Source organism: Aureispira sp. CCB-E (genome assembly GCF_031326345.1).
In the GTDB taxonomy this organism is placed as follows: domain Bacteria; phylum Bacteroidota; class Bacteroidia; order Chitinophagales; family Saprospiraceae; genus Aureispira.
Genome location: NZ_CP133671.1, coordinates 3206696 through 3222703, shown reverse-complemented (window position 1 = coordinate 3222703; position 16008 = coordinate 3206696). Strand labels below are relative to the sequence as shown.

Below are 16008 nucleotides of genomic sequence, written 5' to 3'. Positions count from 1 at the left end.
TGATTATTACTTTATATTGCTAACTTCTTGTTCAAAGAAATATTTTAAACGTTTTTGACCATATTTAGGAGCTATATTATCTACTGCCATAGCTGTCAAGAAAAACTCAATAGGACCATACGTTTTAGAAGAAGTAAATGTTCTCATTATAAAAATAATTCCTCGGCGTATCCAGTCCGGCAAATGTACAATTTTAACTTTATTTCCCCATGCCTCTAACGCCAATTCTGCCAACTCATTTTGTGTAAACAAATCAGGACCTCCTACAACCACTTCTCTAGTACTTTTACCAATACTAGTAACACAAACCTCTGCCAAATCTGCTCCATGAATAGGGTTTAATTGACAGTTTCCATCTCCGAATAAATATACGCGTCCATTTTTAGCCATTTTCAAAAAATCCTTCATGTCTGAGAAAAACCCATTGGGTCGAAGCACTACATATGCCAGTCCTGACTCCTTTAAGGCATCTACAAAACGCTCTTTGGCTTCAAATATTTTCAAGTCTCTAAGAGCATCCCCATTAATAGCGGAAACATAAATAAATTTCTGTACTCCTGCTCGTTTGGCTTCTTCCAAGAGATTTAAATTAGCCTGATAATCCACATCCATATATGTTAGCCCATCTTTCTGCCTAGTAATCCCGACCGTACTGATAACCACATCAATTCCTTCACATATCCCTTTTAAACTTTCCTTTTGAGTCACTTGTCCTTCTTTCAACTCCAACAACGGATGTTGAGTATTAATCTTTTTCAAAGACCTAACAATCGCCCTTGTTCGATGCCCTTTCTGTAACAATTCTTGCAACACATAACCACCTAAATAACCTGTTCCACCTGCTAATAATACTTGTTTTGTTTTCATGCTGTTTTGCTTTATTATAATTCGATAACGCAAAACTAAGGCATCTCAACCAGCTTATTCTTGACCATCGTCAAGTAAGCGTTTGTTAGCAATTCTTTTTTTTATCCGACTCAATGTTTCTGGAGAAACCCCCAAATAAGAAGCAATATATTGCTGTGGAACTCTCAAGAATAAATCCCCATCACTTTCCAACAACTTAACATAACGTTGCGTTGGGCTTTGCGTAACAAAAGAAGCCAACATTTTTTGGCAAGCAATTAATTCATTCTCTGTCGCTACCAAGGCGATGTGTTGAAAAACAGGAAAAGCATGCATTAATTTTTCATTCCAACTTTTATCGAATAGAACAACAATACTGTCCTCTATAGCTTGATAGTTTTCTATAGCTGGAACTTCTAAATTATAGCTCTCTCCTGCACAAATAAAATCTCCTTCGGTATAAAAAAATGCCGTTTTGTCAATTCCTTCTACATTATAATATAATCGCACACATCCTTCTAAAACAAAGTAAATCGTTCGAGCTATATTTCCTTCTGAAAAAATCACTTCATTTTTAGCATATTTTTTTATCACCAAATGTTCTGCTAAATAAGTTGCTTCTTCTTCTGTTAAAGAGGCATACTTCCCTAGTCTTGTTAATAATAATTCTACCATTGATTTTTTTTGTTAAAATAAATGATTTCTTAGGAACAATTAAAGAATATCTATTGTTCAAAATAAAAAAGTACGGAAATTTGTATTAATCCAAAAACTAAGTATATTTGCCTTCCGATAATTATTGGAAACAATAATGCCCAGGTGGTGGAATTGGTAGACACGCCAGCTTGAGGGGCTGGTGCTCGTGTAGGGCGTGCAAGTTCGAATCTTGTCCTGGGCACAATTCACACGTTGCATTCGGTTGCAAAAAGAACCAAAAACCTAGTAAAAATCGCCGTTTCAGCTAGTTTTTTGGTTTTCTTTTTTATCCCATGTTACGGTTCATTTACATACTTCTACACTACTTTTCGGTACCCATTCGGTACCCGTTTTGTTCCCATATTAATACTTGATTAAAGGAGTTTTTTCATTTTCTTTAATTTTTTCAAGTATTAAAACCATGATTAATTTCTCTATTGTTTACAATCGTAAACACCAACTCCGTAAAAACGGAACCGCATTGATTCAAATCAAAGCTTATTTGAACAACAAAGCCAAATTCTTTTCCACCAACATCTACGTTACCCCCAAACAATGGAGCCCCAAGCGCAAGCAAGTGGTTGACCATCCCAATGCCATGGCCTTTAACAATGAAATTAGAAGGCAAATTGATCGGATGGAAACCTACGCCCTAGAGTTGATCAAAAAACAAGGCTCTGTTACCCTAACGCAGTTGGAAAACACCAAACGCTACGAGGATCTCAATTCCTTTACCGAGTTTTTTGAATACGAGATGACCAACAGCTCTACCCTAGCCAAAGAAACCAAGAAAAAACAAAAGACAGCGCTCAACTATCTCAAGAAGTTTCGAAAGAAAATTCTTTTTGCGGATTTGACCTATGATTTAATCCTAGAGTACGACCGATTCTTGGCAAGCCATGGCTTGCATGTTAATACCATTTACACGCATCACAAGCAACTAAGACGTTATATTAATGTCGCCATCAAACGAGACATTTTTGATGCCAATAAGAATCCTTACAAGAAATTTAGCCCCAAACAGGTGAAAACGGAGCGCACGGTGCTCACTCAACAGGAAGTCGTACAGCTGGAGCAGCTCTCCTTTGGACGAGAAGAATTTTACTTGGAGCTGATTCGGGATATGTTTCTCTTTTCTTGTTATACGGGCTTGCGTTTTGCAGATGTTCGTTCGGTCAAACGGGAGAATATCGAGCAGGACTACCTAGGTTATGTCTTAAAAATTGTGGCGCAAAAAACGGGCAAACAATTGATCTTGCCTTTGTACAAACTCTATGGACACAAACCAACGGAAATTGTCAACAAATACCTGTTGCACGGCATGGCTCCTCAGGATCCTATCTTTCATGCGTATGCCAACCAGTATTACAATCGAGTTTTAAAAACTTTGGCAGAACGGGCATCCATTCACAAAAAACTAACGAGCCATGTGGCTCGCCATACCTTTGCCACACATTTGGCTTCTAAGGTGCCGATTCATATTCTAAAGTCTATTCTACAGCATTCTAAATTGGAAACGACTATGGTTTATCTGCATCTGTCGAATAAGATTATTAATGATGCTTTGGATGGGGTGGATTGGTAGAGGTTGCATAAAAGGCTATTCTAACAACAGTGCTTGAAGCATTCACTACAAGAACATTATAAAATTAGTGGGATCCCACGATCCCACTTCAACTTAATTTTGATCGCTAATTGAATTGTTGTCGGCAGTATTTTGCCAAACTGTTAAAGCCTTTTTATAGTATTAAATAGTCTATTTCCTGTATCTGTTCCCCCTTTTCCAGTATATTTATTCTCTGAAACTCTTAAAGAGTACAATGAGATGCTTTCATATTTTTCAAAAAGCCCAAGTGCATCCTTTTGCAAAATAAGAGTTGCAACTATTATTTTTTTTATCGATTTTTTGTTTAAGCTATCTATTATTTTAAGAATGCTCTTGCCTGTATTAATAACAGAGTCAACAAGAATAATTGTTTTATTTTCTAAACTAAGTTTTTCTTCCTCTTCCTTACTGTAAGGTGCAAACTGCGAGTCTTTAATAACACTTCTTATCCCTTCAGCAGCATAAAGTCCTGCTCGCATTAGAGGAAAAATTATTATTTCATTCTCATTTTTTAATTTCATCCCTGTTTTCACTCCTTGTACATGCTGAATCCTAGTTTCTTCTAACTCTAATTCTTCAAGTATTTCATAAGCTAAATATTTCCCCATCTCAAGATGAACTGTACATAGCTCTAAAGAAGAAATATCTATTCTTCTTGATTGAGTCGCTAATAACTGTACTGCTTTTTTATCTGTATATTCATTAAAAATCATTAGACTTATATATTATTTTCTAGACATGACCAATTTTATTAAATCATCCGCCCCAAGTTTTCGAGCTGAGCCTGCTCCTCTTACATATACATCTGAAGTATTTTTACCATCTTCGCCTATTTTTAATGTAACAAGTGAATCAGATGTTTTTACGGTTAGAATGAAAACATGTTTTTTACCAATTTCAACAAACTCTGGTTTTATAAAACTTTGAATATGATTTCCAATATATTGAGTTATTAAAGTATCAAAATCTGTATTAAATGAATCGAACTTATCAGACTTATTATTCCTATTAAAGTCATTCTCAAGTCCTAATATTTCTTTGTCATCCGAAACACCAATAAGAATATACCCTCCATCAGTATTTGCTAATGCAGCAACATTTTTCATTGTACTGTGTTTAACTGCTTTATCGTTATTCTTTTTTTTCTCAAGATCTTCTAATCTCTCCTTATTTTTTTCAAGGGCTTTCTTGTTTCCTTCTTTTTTAAACTTTTCTATTAGCGATTCTATTTTTTTCTTTTCCCTAAAATAATCTTCACTCCCCAAAGGAACAAACAAAGTAGATTTAAATTCTACATCTCTCATTTCACCTCCTTCAATCAAATTCTTCACAAAATCAACCTTATTAATTGGGTTATTAAAAAATTCTTCTTCTAACTCATTTATATATCCACTATCACTCAATACAGAATCTAATAATTGTAAAACTGTTAGGTTTTTTGAACAAGTATGACATTGGATTGTCTTGTGATTGTTTTCTTTGAAATTCTCTAAATTATTTCGTGGAAAAAAGAATGGTTTCCCTTCCTCTGTATTCAACTTACAACCACATGGAATTTCTTCAATCACACTCAGCTTTTTAAAAGAAAAATTTATCTCTTTTAGTTTTTTTCTTATCACAGAAAGAGCATTTCGTTTATGTAAACCAGAAATACGAATATTAATCTTCCTATCTACGAAATCTTCTGTTACTTCAGCAAAAGTAGAATCAATGCAAAACACAACACCACTCTTCCATTGTGTTTCATCATAAATATCTTCATGCATTTTTACTATAAGCTGAGATACAATCCCTTTAGGGATAAACTTTTCATACTTGTATCTAAAGTATATTTCATCCTCCTTAAAATTAATTTGATAATCTTCATTAGGAGCATTTTCTGGTAACAACTGAGGTATAATATAAGTTTTATTCTCCTCAACAACATAACAAAGAAGAAACCTAATCATAAGTTGTATCAAGTCAACTCTTTTCGTTAATGAGTATTTTTTCCAAATTCTATCTAAATCCTTAAAAGTGATTTTCCCATGATTCTTCGTTATTTGTTTATCTAAGAGGACCAAATAAACCGCTTCTGTCGCCCAAGCTTTATTTAATATTATTGTGTTTCTAAGAACAGGATGATTTTGAAAATGTAAGATAACTCCTAATTCATGCAAAATTTTTGCAATACTTAACGATTGCTCTACATTTTGTACTCCATGCTTTTGAGTTATTAGTTGGTAATCATCATATGAGATATAATCATTAGTTCTTTTTTGCAGGTCATTTCGTATTGATAGCCATTTATTTAGCATCTTTTCTTTCCCAATATGAGGAAGTGTTTTCAAATTTGATTTTATGATTTCAGTCAATTCAGATAATCCACTATTTGTTTTAAGATCTACGTTATAAACCCCTACAATAGCATTTTCAAATCTCTTTATAATTGCATTTGGAATTTCCTTACTATAGGAATGTTTCTCATTCAAGACAATAATTACAGGACTTCCAGAACTAAAGAGTTCTATCAAATTTAACCAGTAATAAAAATCCGTTTTTTCAGCTCGTATATCAACAACTAAAACATAGAGAGACCGTTCAGTTAAAAAGTACCTATGTGTAGAATGCATAATATCCTGTCCTCCAAAATCCCAAATATAGGTATGAAAATTTTGGTCTTCGTCATAATCAAATACCCATTTCTTAACCTCTATACCTTTGGTCATTGGTTGAGTAGGATTTAATTTATAATTAGGATTACGCAATTTTTTTGATAATGATGTCTTTCCTGCTTCTGCTTCTCCAACAAGTATTAGTTTAGCCTCATAGATATAGCTTTCTCCTTCAGTTTTATCAATAAACCATTGTTTTATCAATGAACATACATTATCTTTTCCATTTAAGCCCAAAATTTCTTTAGGAACATTTTTTATAGGATTATCGTATAGATATAGGTATTGAAGCTTGTTCAATAAGTTTATCTCATCTGGAATTGATGTAAACTTATTACTGTTCAACCTCAGACTAATAAGATTGGATAAATGTTTTATTTCTGTTGGCAAGACCGAGATTCTATTATTCCCTAAAAATAACTCTTTAAGATTAGTCATTTTAGTTAATTCAGAAGGAACTACAGTAAATTTATTACTACTGAGAATAAGTATTTCCAAATTATTTAGTTGAGCTATCTCAGGTGGGAGTTCAGAAATTTTATTATCTGTTAAGTCTAATTTTTCAAGATTTTTTAATTTTGCTATTTCTTTTGGAATAATAGTTATGGCATTCTTTATTTTAGTCCTATATTTCCCTAATCGAAGAGTCTTTAAATGTATCAATTCAAAAACTTCTTGAGGTAGTTCTTTCATTCCAAGACCACTTAAATCTAGAAACTCCCAGTTTTGTTTTTTTGCTCTAAGAATTTTTGTTAGTGCTGTTCTCATAGTATTTATGAATAAGAGATGTAACTTTTATTAAATCAGTAAGAGGTAAGTTTTGATGGGAATCACTACTAAATGATATTTGCTTCAAATGAGCAATTTCATGAGAATGAGGAATAATATCTTTATTCATCTTCTCATTTACTATTAAATAAGAATGATGAGCATTCTGTAACATATCAAAATCAATAAGTGTATCTCCAAAAGCAAAAACTTTTTTTCCAGCAAGTTTTAGTTTATTAGCAATAATACCTTTTGCATTTTTATCCACTACAAATTTTTCTTTTGGGAAATAATTCCCTCCTATTAAATGCATAAAATCCAATGAATGGTTGTCAATAACATTTTGCCAACTTTGAGCTATACCTGAAGTAATTAATATTAATTCCGTTTTATCCTTTACTGCCTTTATAAATTTTAAAAAATCAGAATATATATTTACAGCTTTTGCACTTGCTATGCATGCCTCTTTATATCTTTTCTCATCAATCCTAGAATAAAATAAAGCAACATGGTAAAATGCTTCAAAAGTGTAATCATACTTTTGAAAAATTGATTTTATTTCTATAAACTCTAGCTCTAAGTGTTTAAAAAAATACTTAGTGCTATCAGTAGAAATTAAAGTCCTATCTCCATCAATAATCAGAAAAATGGACTTATCACTTTGGGCAAGTATTTCATTTATACAAGCCTCAACTCTTGAAATGTTTTCTTGCTCATTCAGCATTGTTATTAGGGTTAATTAAATTAAGAATGAAATTTATACAATCAGAATTACTTTTCGCACTTAAAATATGTAAATTTATTTTATATAATTCACAAACCTTTTCCAACTCAGACATTTCAAACTCTATCCAGTTTTTAATAGTTTTTAAGGAGTATATTCGCTTTTTTATCAAATCATCTTTTTGTCGTTGAAGAATAACTTTTGGAGGGAACACTAAATAAACAAAATCAGTATAAAAGAGATTATCTTTATCTGTCATTACATTTTCAAATTCATCTTCTCCTTTTGGAAACACTAGATGCCCATCAATCAAAATATGTTTATTCATTTTTGATTGAACCTCAATAGCCTTTTCTATTGCTTGCTCTCTAAATAAGTGCTTCTTATCTTTTGGCAATTTTTTAAATTCAGTTAAAGGCAATTTTGCAGCATCTAAGACTAATTTTGCCCCTTCTAGCCAAACTGCATTAGAAGTTAATTTATTAACTTCTTTTAATATAGTTGTTTTTCCAACTCCCTTTACTCCATATAAACCAATTCTTCTAAGATTTTTCATTTAATTCAGATGTTAAAAATTGAATTGCTTTAGGGATCATTTTATGTATTCGATTATCTGGTTGTACTCCTGCTTTAACTGTTGAAAGCCCCATCATAGGAATACATGATTTGCATGAATTAGTGAATTCAGTTTTGTTTAGGTAGTTTAGAATATCATCAAAGCTAGTAGTTGAATCTAAGATTAAACCTTCTTTATCTTGAGATAATTTGGGAATTCTAGAACACATAAAAATTCGTTGCCTTTCTAGAGTAACACAATGTTTTCTATACCAACAAGAATCAAACAACTCCTGAGCTTTCTCATCATCAACTACCTCCTCTCCAAACCACCTATCCCAAACTTTCTCAATTCTTAAACTGAGTTCAATGTGTGAGGCAAATTTTAAAAGATATTCTTCCCATAAAGTAATTAACTTCTTGTTATCAAAATAAATGCTTAGGCTTATTTTGTCAATAAGTTTTAAAGATTCTTTAGTTATATTTTGAGGGGTTAATCCATGAGAAACTATTTCAATTCGATTAATATTATCAAACTTTGAAAAGGCTTTAAGTGCTAATTCTAAATTACTCTTATTAAAAGACGGCTCTCCCCCTAAAAGCCCTAAACTACCTATATTAATATTTAATCTCTTTAAATGAGACAAGCTTGCAGAAAGCTCCTCAATAACATTTCCTGAAAGAGAAGGTGATGGTTGACTAGGAATACAAAACCCACAGTTATTGCATTGTAAATGGCATTTTGAAGTAATAGATACTTCTAACTCTCTTATTTTGAATTGTTGTTTATCTTCATCGAAGATTAATCCTTGTATCTTAGGATTCATACTTTTGATTAGTTTTACAAGCTTTTTAGAAACAAAAAAGCACTTTTATTTTTATTGTCAACAATGCACTTGTACATACTACATAGTGGATATACAACATCATTACATACAAATATACACACCAGAACAACAAATAAGAAAATAAAACATATCAAAATAAAAAAACAGCAGCAAAGAAATCAATTCCTTGCTGCTGTTCAATTACTCAAGCCTATTAAGTTTCCGAAGGGTCTTAATACCTTTCTCTTGATTTTTTGTCTGTTCTTTTTCCTTTCGGAGGGTCTTTTTCAATTTTAGTAATTTTTGCAATAATTGTTTTTTACTGTTTTTCTTCATTTAAGGACGTCATAAATTTTAGTTATTTAGTTAAACCAAACAATAGGGGGTGATTAAATAACGTGCCCTATTCCAAAAAAATTCATCCTAAAAGTAAAATATTGCAAAAACTTAAAACAGCTCAAAGCTAGTCTTCATCGGGCATTGCCTCCACTTCCTTCTTAATAGCTTCTAATTCAGCAGCTAAATCATCTATTCGATCTCTGAGTAAATTATTTTCTCGTTCTAGGCTATCTGCTAAGCGATCTAGATAATCTTTATCAACTGGATTCTCATTTACAAACATCTCCCCCTTCCCTACTAACAACCAAGTTAGATTAACTGTAGGGTATTTTTCAACTAAAGGAATTAGAACTTTTGAGCTGGGCAAAGTACTACCACTTAATATTCTAGACACAGAAGTTTGTGAGATACCTAGTTCCCTAGCTAACTGACTTCCATTTATTTTCAACCTTATTAACAAATCTTCAAATCGCTGACGTACAGACATTTAATTAAAATATTTTGATTTTAATTTACTTTTTAGTTATTTTTTCATGCAATAAAGTTTGACTTTAATGCGATAAAGTATTATATTTGTATAAGCAAAAATTATATAACACGTCTATGTAGACTAATGTAGACAAATGTAGACGAAAATCCGAGAATCGAACCTAAAAAAATAACATTTCATACTAGGATGAATGGTTTTGGGCGTACCAAGTGGTATTGTTGAGATTTTATGAGGATGGAGGATCAACAACTAGAAGGCGACTTCTAGCGTCCAACAAAACAAATAAATTTTAATGTATTAGCTCCTTTGTTTGTGAACTCAGCAAATGTTAAAGCGAGTTGATGCTTTCACTTATTTTATTCATGTGGCTTGTCACTGCTTTTAAGCGGTAGGGCGAAGCCATGCCCAAACAACAAATTTTATGACCGATTTTGAAACACCAACTTTTTGTCAATTCCTAAGACAAAACCTTTCGATTGACCAATACGAAGCACTAAACACCACCTTAGGCATTAGCCAAAACAAGCTTACTCGCTTGCTCAAAACGCCAGCCAATACGCCTTATGAGGTCGTATTAAAACTGGAAAAACTATTAGAAATAAAAGCCATTGAATTGGTCGAACAATTTGAGTTAGGCATTGATACAATAACCATTCGACAACATTCTTTTATTCAATCATAATCATGGAAATCCATCCAAAAAATTAAGATTAATATGATGGATCAAAACTTTGTAGAAGCATTAAAACTACAGCTCAAAGCAGAACTTCGAGCAGAACTTCGGGAAGAACTAAAAGAGGAAGTAAAGGACGAAATTAAGGAGGAAGTGAAGGAGGAGTTCAAAGAAGAGCTGAAACTCTTACTCATCAAAGACAAGAGCATTATCAATACAGCTGAAGCGGCACACTTACTAGGCTTACAGCCTAGAACTGTAAGAAAGCTCAATGAGGAAGGGAAACTCAATGGACGCAAGTACAAAAAAAGCGGCTATTTGTTTTTTGTAAAACAAGAAGTGGAGGATTATCAGACCGATAACCTTCGGCATGCGGCTTCGTTTCCGTAGCAACATTTTATTCATTGGATTGGGTGCAAGTGGTTTGTACCCAATCTTAAAACCCTACAACCACATCAAAACGATCAGGCGGGGAAGATTGTCTATCCGCAGCAATCAAAGGAGTTCGACTCTCCTTCTGGTCACAGGGTAGCAAGTTTTTACTTGTATAGTTACGGCGACTTATATGCCGAGGTACAGCTGCAAGGCTGTGCCATTTTTTAAGCTTTAAACAGAATAACAATATGGCGCAACACGCCCAATTTTTAACCAAGTTTCATCAATTCTCTATCTACGATCTACTGGACCGAAAAGCCAGCTTGGAAAAGATTTATGATTTGATGGAGATCTATCAACGAAAGTGGCTTCGTACGCACAAACGAGGTGGTATGGTTTCTAGTGTACACGATGTCCTACAAGCAATCTTGTCGCTGATGCCTCGCACCATGGAAGCCATGAAAACCGAGCAGCCCAATGTTTTTGATTGGTCGATACACCAACAAGAATTCTTTTGCTTTGCCAACAACGAGTACCTGGCCACGATGGTCAACCAGCAAGCCGCTCGTCCCCTACTCCAAATTAGTGGGCGCACGGTGCGCTCTTGTATTCAAAAGCTCTTAGAGGCTAAAATTTTGGTGCAGAAGGTCAACTTTATGCACACAGGAAAAGCGTATCCTTTGCCCATGCATGAGGATCCTAGAGGACGTGGAAAATTTAAGTTGATTCTGAATTATGAGTTGCTAGTTTGGGGCGAAATAGAGGCAAATGAAGCCTTGGGCTCCTCTCGTTCTGATGCTGCTCAGCCCCTTGATGCTGCGGATAGAAGGACATCTTTTCCGCAGATGTCTATACTAGATAATATAGATACTTTAAAACAATATAATACAACACCAACAGGAGTTGTGGATAAGGCTTCTGCTAGCGCAGAGCTAAATCACAAGATTATCTCAGGTGCAGAGCAGGGAAGCAAGTCAATTTCCAATTGTCCTCCAAATCTTTTGCCGAACAATTTTGTGCAAAAAGTCTTCATTCCGAGCAGCAACAAAGAAGATTTTTTGGCTCGTCAGCTCTTTGAGCAAGCTCGAGTCGCACTTTGGGGCGGCAAAAATTTCAATGTCGCTCAAACAGAGCAAGCCGTTGACCTGCTCCGCTCGCATTTGCGCTTGGTAGAGGATCATGTGCGCCTGTTTCGCAAACAAAAGCTCGAGCAATTCAAGGATTCTGCTTATTTCAAAGGTTTGGCCAAGAATCCAAAGTATCAATGGAAGATGTTGAACGAGTGGTTTGCCAAAAAACTGCCCAATATTGAGCTATCGGCTCTTAGAATTGTGTCCGAAGCCATTCAAAAACAACGAGAAAATGCTTTAAAGAATGATTATATGGACAAAATCTTTGCGCCAACTCAATATTTTATTTCTAAGCATTGGGATCGTGCACTGGGCTATTCTAAAGATGATTTTAATACCATCTATACCAAGTTTAGTCCCAAAAATCGAAGCCTCTCTTATTATCAAATGGTGATGGAGCAAATCAACCAAGCACATACTTCAGCCTTGCAAGCCTTGCAGGATGGTAAGACGCCTTATGCAATGCGTGTCACCGAAAAAGCCTGGAGAAAATTAAGGGGCATGATTGCACAAGCACCTCCTTGTATGAGTGCCGCTCAAAAACAAAAACTCATTCGAAAATTCAAAGATCGTTTACAACCTATTTTTTCAAATCAACTCTCTTAATTATGGCTAGTAGTACCAAAACCGAATTTAAAATCAAAAGAGATTCTTTAAGTTATTTATTAATCAAAACACCAGGTAACCCCACCCCAATCAAACGCTATTCGTTGGATGCTAAAACCCCTCAAAACCCAAGCTTGGGCATTCATCGCTTGGAACGTGTTTTTCTTAAAGGAAAAGTATTTGAATGGGCGGTTTTGTATGATAACAAAACGGGTAAAATCAACGCTTATTACCACCCTCAAAAGCAGGATCAAGCCTTGAGTAAAGAAGCTTTTCAACAGCTCTTAGGCAGTGTCAAACTAAGGCTTTATATCATTTACAAAGCGGCTTACAAATTAAAAACAGGTCGCACCAAAGGTTTGAGTATCTCGATTGATTCAATAGAAGAAGTTGCTCAATATTGGAATCAAGACGTAGAGCGGATCATGGTCTACCAAAACGGACAACACACGCATAATTTTATCAAAGGACAATTTTTTAGAGTATGACCTATTATCAAGCCATTGAGCAGATCCAAGTACTTACGATTCCGATTCAATTGAGTTTAAAGGATTGGATTTTCTTGGCAAAAATGCTGCTCCCCTTCTCTGCTCCAGAGCCTTCGGATGATTTTATACAAAAAGGTTGGAGAGCTGCCTTAATTCAGATTATTATCAAAATCAGCAAACGACAGGAGAAACACTGGCAAAACGAAGCTAAAATCTATCGAATCCAACTCACGCCAACAGAAAAACATGCTTTGGAAGAGCTGCTTTACAACGACGACCCAAGTGATCTTTATTTAAGGACGATCTTCTACGAAATCAAAGTACAATTGGAACAATTTGACCAGCATAAAAAAAGGATCCCTAGCGGCAACTAGAAATCCTCTTAGACAAATTCTTAAAAAAACAAATTTATGACATCTTTTGCAGAAAATCCACACAACAAGCAGCGTAAAGTTCAAAATTACGCCATTTTCAATTGGTCTTTAAACAAGACATTAGAACAGAAATTTGAACACAAAAACTTTGCCCATCGTTTTGCTTGGGCAAATCGAGCCTTTTTAGGCATGGGCGTGATTGCACAGCTGGCAAGTTTAACCACGGCATTCACCATGCTTTCTTATCTATTTCTCAACATTCATTGGGTAATTCGAATCGCTTGCTCCATTGCTTTGGTGATTATGATTGAGGTCATCAAACGAGAATCAACCGATGATGTGATGAAGGGCTTATTTCAGTACAAAGAGGTAGAACGTTTTTCTGCTCTCTTGGCAATCGTAGCGGTTGGAGCGAGTATTTACATTTCGATAGAAGGCGCTAAAATTCTCCCTTCCCTACTGGTTGAAGAAGCAACTCCTCAAACACCTGCTTTAAAATCTTCTGAAGGCATTGTTTCTGATTATGATAATCGAATGGCAGCGCTCGAGATGCAACGGGATAATTTTCGGAATACTAGGTTGTACAAAGGGCGTTTGGCTCGAAAGGATTCTAAAGTGGTGCAAGAATACAATGAAAAGATTGAAGCGACTCAAGCTCAAAAAGATGTTGCTCTGGCGGCTCTTTTACTCGAGAACCAAGTCATCGAACAAAAGGCATTGGAGGATTTTGAATCTAGGAAATCTACCATGACTTTGGAGCGAGAAAAATTGAGTACGCAATTGGTTCGAGCAGCCATTGGTTTTGAGTTGTTGTTTCTGCTTTCGATGGGCTTTTCTTGGTGGTATTATACCGAATGTGAGAAGGAGAAAAAGGAAACTGCTCAAAATACGGAAACCCCGATAAACACAGGAAGTACTACTGCAGTACTGCAGCAGTACTACGGCGAAAAACCAGAAGAAAAAGCTCCTCAACCACATGCGGCACCAAGTATCCAAAAGATTGGTTTTATTGATTATGAAAAGCAAAAAAAAGATCCTCCAAAAGAGGAAAAAATCAAGAAGGAATATACTCGTATTTGCCCTGAATGTGGCAGTGGTTTTATTCACAAATCGCATAATCATACCTATTGCAAACGCTCTTGTTTGATTGCTGCTAGGGAGAAAAAAACAAATCTTTTATCCAATTCATAATCAAGCAGTACTGCAGTAGTACCGCTGCAGTACTGCCCCATAAAACAGCTACTCATGACAACAAAAAATGCTTGTGTTATTCTTGATCAATTGCTGCAGAAGCTACAGCAGAAATTAGAAAAAGAACAGCAAAAATTAACTCAAATGAAAGGAAGTAAGAATCCTTTACAGTTGCTTTGTCAAGAACAACAAATTTGCTTGTTAAAAACAAAAATTAAAAGCACTCAAACTTATTTGCAGCAGCTGAGACCCAAAGCCTCCTCAGCAAAAATATAGAAAAAATCAACCTTTAAAATTTACGCCATTAGTTCCTAGTGGCGTTTTTTATTGCCTTGTTTTTTGCATTCAAAGTCCGTATTTTAGGGGCTTTCATTCTTTCATCAAATCTAAAAACACATGAAAAAACTAAAAAAAACCAGAGCTAAATTACACCCTGACGAGCAGATTGTTGGACGAGGAGTTCCCTTATCCATGCTCAACCAAAAGAAACTAAAACGATTAGGAAAACTTAAAAAAAGACGCTAAACCATGAAAATTGTAGATACCTTAAGTCCCGAGGGAGGCTCTAGAGCCGAACGATGGTGGGAAGATCAAGGTTTTGTAGAATTGTATCAATTCTTTCGAAAAGGAGCGATGGAAAAACGCTTTTATGACAAACTCAAAGATGTTCGAACGGTGCACGAAGTCTTTCAATTGAGAGGTTATCAGTTTGGTAACTGGGTGACGCATGAAGACCGTTTTAATTATTTGGCTGCTCTAGGCATTTGTTTGTATGACTTAAATCGAGTGTTGCGATTCAAAGGAAACAACCTTGGTTTGGACAAAACTTTGGGCATTGCCTTTGGAGCTCGAGGGGTAAAGGGAGCTTTAGCCCATTACGAACCCTCTACCAATATTATCAATCTCACTCGTTACTACGAAGAGAACCGTTTTGATGAACCTACCGAGAAAAAAGTCCGCTTTGTCTTTTCGGGCGGCGTGGGATCCTTTGCACATGAGTATGGTCATTTTCTGGATTACTTCTTTGGTGCTCGAATAGAAAACCATCCCAAAATCTATGCGCTATCCGATGGTCGCTCGACAGATCCTAGACGTATCAATTACGATCCCGCTAAAATGCCCATGCGTTACTGGATGGAGGAGATTCTAGAAAAGGCGTATTGGGACAAGAGCAAAACAGCAGATTCTAGTTATGTGAGACGTATTCGAAAAGCAATTCCTAAACAATATCTAGATTACTTCTTGAGAAGAAATGAAATCTTTGCTCGGCTCTTTGAGCAGTATGTTGGTTACAAACTCCAGGAGATGAAGATTCAAAATATCTTTTTGACCAAAACAAAGTATCATGCTATCCAATATATGACGCCTACTGAGTTAAAAACAGTGGTGCCTTTGTTTGATAAGTTGCTGCTGCAGATGCGGAAACATTTTTAGAAGGCTTCCCATTTTAGGTTCTATTTTCAAAATAAAATAAATTATAATATAATTAAATATATAAAACCCTTATTATTAAATATTTTCATTTCTTGGCATTGCTTTGGCATTTATAGTAAGTGTATCAAAAGTGATCATAACTAACTACTAATAAATTTGGGTTTTAATTACTGCGTGAGTGCGCAAGCGCAGTTAGGGTGATTTAGACCTTACATGGATGGGAATACATGTA

General features: G+C 35.0%; 18 protein-coding genes and 1 tRNA gene. 11 read left to right on the top strand and 8 right to left on the bottom strand.

The features are described from left to right. Positions 1–6: 6 nt before the first annotated feature. Both QP953_RS12405 and QP953_RS12400 read right to left on the bottom strand, forming a co-directional pair. Positions 7–867 carry an SDR family oxidoreductase gene (locus QP953_RS12405; protein WP_052599737.1) on the bottom strand — a complete coding sequence of 287 codons (861 nt, stop codon included), beginning with the start codon at positions 865–867 and terminating at the stop codon, positions 7–9. 54 nt (positions 868–921) lie between these two features. After that, positions 922–1521 (bottom strand): Crp/Fnr family transcriptional regulator, encoded by a 600-nt coding sequence (locus tag QP953_RS12400; protein WP_052599738.1) that lies wholly within the window; start codon positions 1519–1521, stop codon positions 922–924. 138 nt (positions 1522–1659) lie between these two features. Between QP953_RS12400 and QP953_RS12395 the strand changes: the two genes are divergently transcribed. Both QP953_RS12395 and QP953_RS12390 read left to right on the top strand, forming a co-directional pair. Continuing rightward, positions 1660–1744: transfer RNA gene (locus QP953_RS12395), tRNA-Leu, on the top strand. Between the two features lie 219 nt (positions 1745–1963). After that, positions 1964–3127 carry a site-specific integrase gene (locus QP953_RS12390; protein WP_309555298.1) on the top strand — a complete coding sequence of 388 codons (1164 nt, stop codon included), beginning with the start codon at positions 1964–1966 and terminating at the stop codon, positions 3125–3127. Positions 3128–3270: 143 nt separating this feature from the next. Here QP953_RS12390 and QP953_RS12385 read toward each other — a convergent pair whose 3' ends face one another. The 6 genes from QP953_RS12385 to QP953_RS12360 all read right to left on the bottom strand — a co-directional run bounded on the left by QP953_RS12385 (position 3271) and on the right by QP953_RS12360 (position 9502). Next, positions 3271–3861 (bottom strand): uracil phosphoribosyltransferase, encoded by a 591-nt coding sequence (locus QP953_RS12385; RefSeq protein WP_309555297.1) that lies wholly within the window; start codon positions 3859–3861, stop codon positions 3271–3273. Between the two features lie 12 nt (positions 3862–3873). After that, complete coding sequence (locus tag QP953_RS12380) at positions 3874–6570, bottom strand: COR domain-containing protein (protein ID WP_309555296.1); 2697 nt, start codon at positions 6568–6570, stop codon at positions 3874–3876. Beyond that, positions 6542–7294 (bottom strand): HAD family hydrolase, encoded by a 753-nt coding sequence (locus tag QP953_RS12375; protein WP_309555295.1) that lies wholly within the window; start codon positions 7292–7294, stop codon positions 6542–6544. The genes QP953_RS12380 and QP953_RS12375 overlap by 29 nt, the downstream gene beginning before the upstream one ends. Then, positions 7284–7850, bottom strand: coding sequence for an ATP-binding protein (locus QP953_RS12370; protein ID WP_309555294.1), 567 nt, complete (start codon positions 7848–7850; stop codon positions 7284–7286). Before QP953_RS12370 ends, QP953_RS12375 begins: the two co-directional genes overlap by 11 nt. Continuing rightward, positions 7837–8676: a hypothetical protein gene (locus QP953_RS12365; protein WP_309555293.1), complete on the bottom strand. Its 840-nt coding sequence runs from the start codon at positions 8674–8676 to the stop codon at positions 7837–7839. Before QP953_RS12365 ends, QP953_RS12370 begins: the two co-directional genes overlap by 14 nt. A 463-nt stretch (positions 8677–9139) precedes the next feature. Continuing rightward, positions 9140–9502 (bottom strand): helix-turn-helix transcriptional regulator, encoded by a 363-nt coding sequence (locus QP953_RS12360; RefSeq protein ID WP_309555292.1) that lies wholly within the window; start codon positions 9500–9502, stop codon positions 9140–9142. Between the two features lie 424 nt (positions 9503–9926). On the opposite strand from QP953_RS12360, the gene QP953_RS12355 reads away from it, so the two are divergent. From QP953_RS12355 to QP953_RS12315, 9 genes are all read left to right on the top strand, one after another. Then, positions 9927–10187, top strand: coding sequence for a hypothetical protein (locus QP953_RS12355; protein ID WP_052600290.1), 261 nt, complete (start codon positions 9927–9929; stop codon positions 10185–10187). 33 nt (positions 10188–10220) lie between these two features. Further along, positions 10221–10568 carry a helix-turn-helix domain-containing protein gene (locus QP953_RS12350; RefSeq protein ID WP_052600289.1) on the top strand — a complete coding sequence of 116 codons (348 nt, stop codon included), beginning with the start codon at positions 10221–10223 and terminating at the stop codon, positions 10566–10568. 233 nt (positions 10569–10801) lie between these two features. After that, positions 10802–12289, top strand: a complete 1488-nt coding sequence (locus tag QP953_RS12345) for a hypothetical protein (protein WP_052600384.1) — start codon at positions 10802–10804, stop codon at positions 12287–12289. A gap of 2 nt (positions 12290–12291) precedes the next feature. After that, entirely contained in the window at positions 12292–12777 is a 486-nt protein-coding gene (locus tag QP953_RS12340; protein ID WP_309555290.1) for a hypothetical protein, read from the top strand. Further along, positions 12774–13151: a hypothetical protein gene (locus QP953_RS12335; RefSeq protein ID WP_309555288.1), complete on the top strand. Its 378-nt coding sequence runs from the start codon at positions 12774–12776 to the stop codon at positions 13149–13151. Before QP953_RS12340 ends, QP953_RS12335 begins: the two co-directional genes overlap by 4 nt. A gap of 36 nt (positions 13152–13187) precedes the next feature. Next, positions 13188–14342 carry a hypothetical protein gene (locus QP953_RS12330; RefSeq protein WP_309555287.1) on the top strand — a complete coding sequence of 385 codons (1155 nt, stop codon included), beginning with the start codon at positions 13188–13190 and terminating at the stop codon, positions 14340–14342. Positions 14343–14396: 54 nt separating this feature from the next. Continuing rightward, a complete protein-coding gene (locus QP953_RS12325; protein WP_309552738.1) occupies positions 14397–14618 on the top strand; it encodes a hypothetical protein in 222 nt (73 codons plus the stop codon). Positions 14619–14738: 120 nt separating this feature from the next. Next, a complete protein-coding gene (locus QP953_RS12320; RefSeq protein ID WP_255351982.1) occupies positions 14739–14867 on the top strand; it encodes a hypothetical protein in 129 nt (42 codons plus the stop codon). Between the two features lie 3 nt (positions 14868–14870). Next, the gene (locus tag QP953_RS12315) at positions 14871–15776 is read left to right on the top strand and encodes an LPD1 domain-containing protein (protein WP_309555176.1); all 906 of its coding nucleotides are present in this window, start codon (positions 14871–14873) and stop codon (positions 15774–15776) included. Positions 15777–16008: the final 232 nt, after the last annotated feature.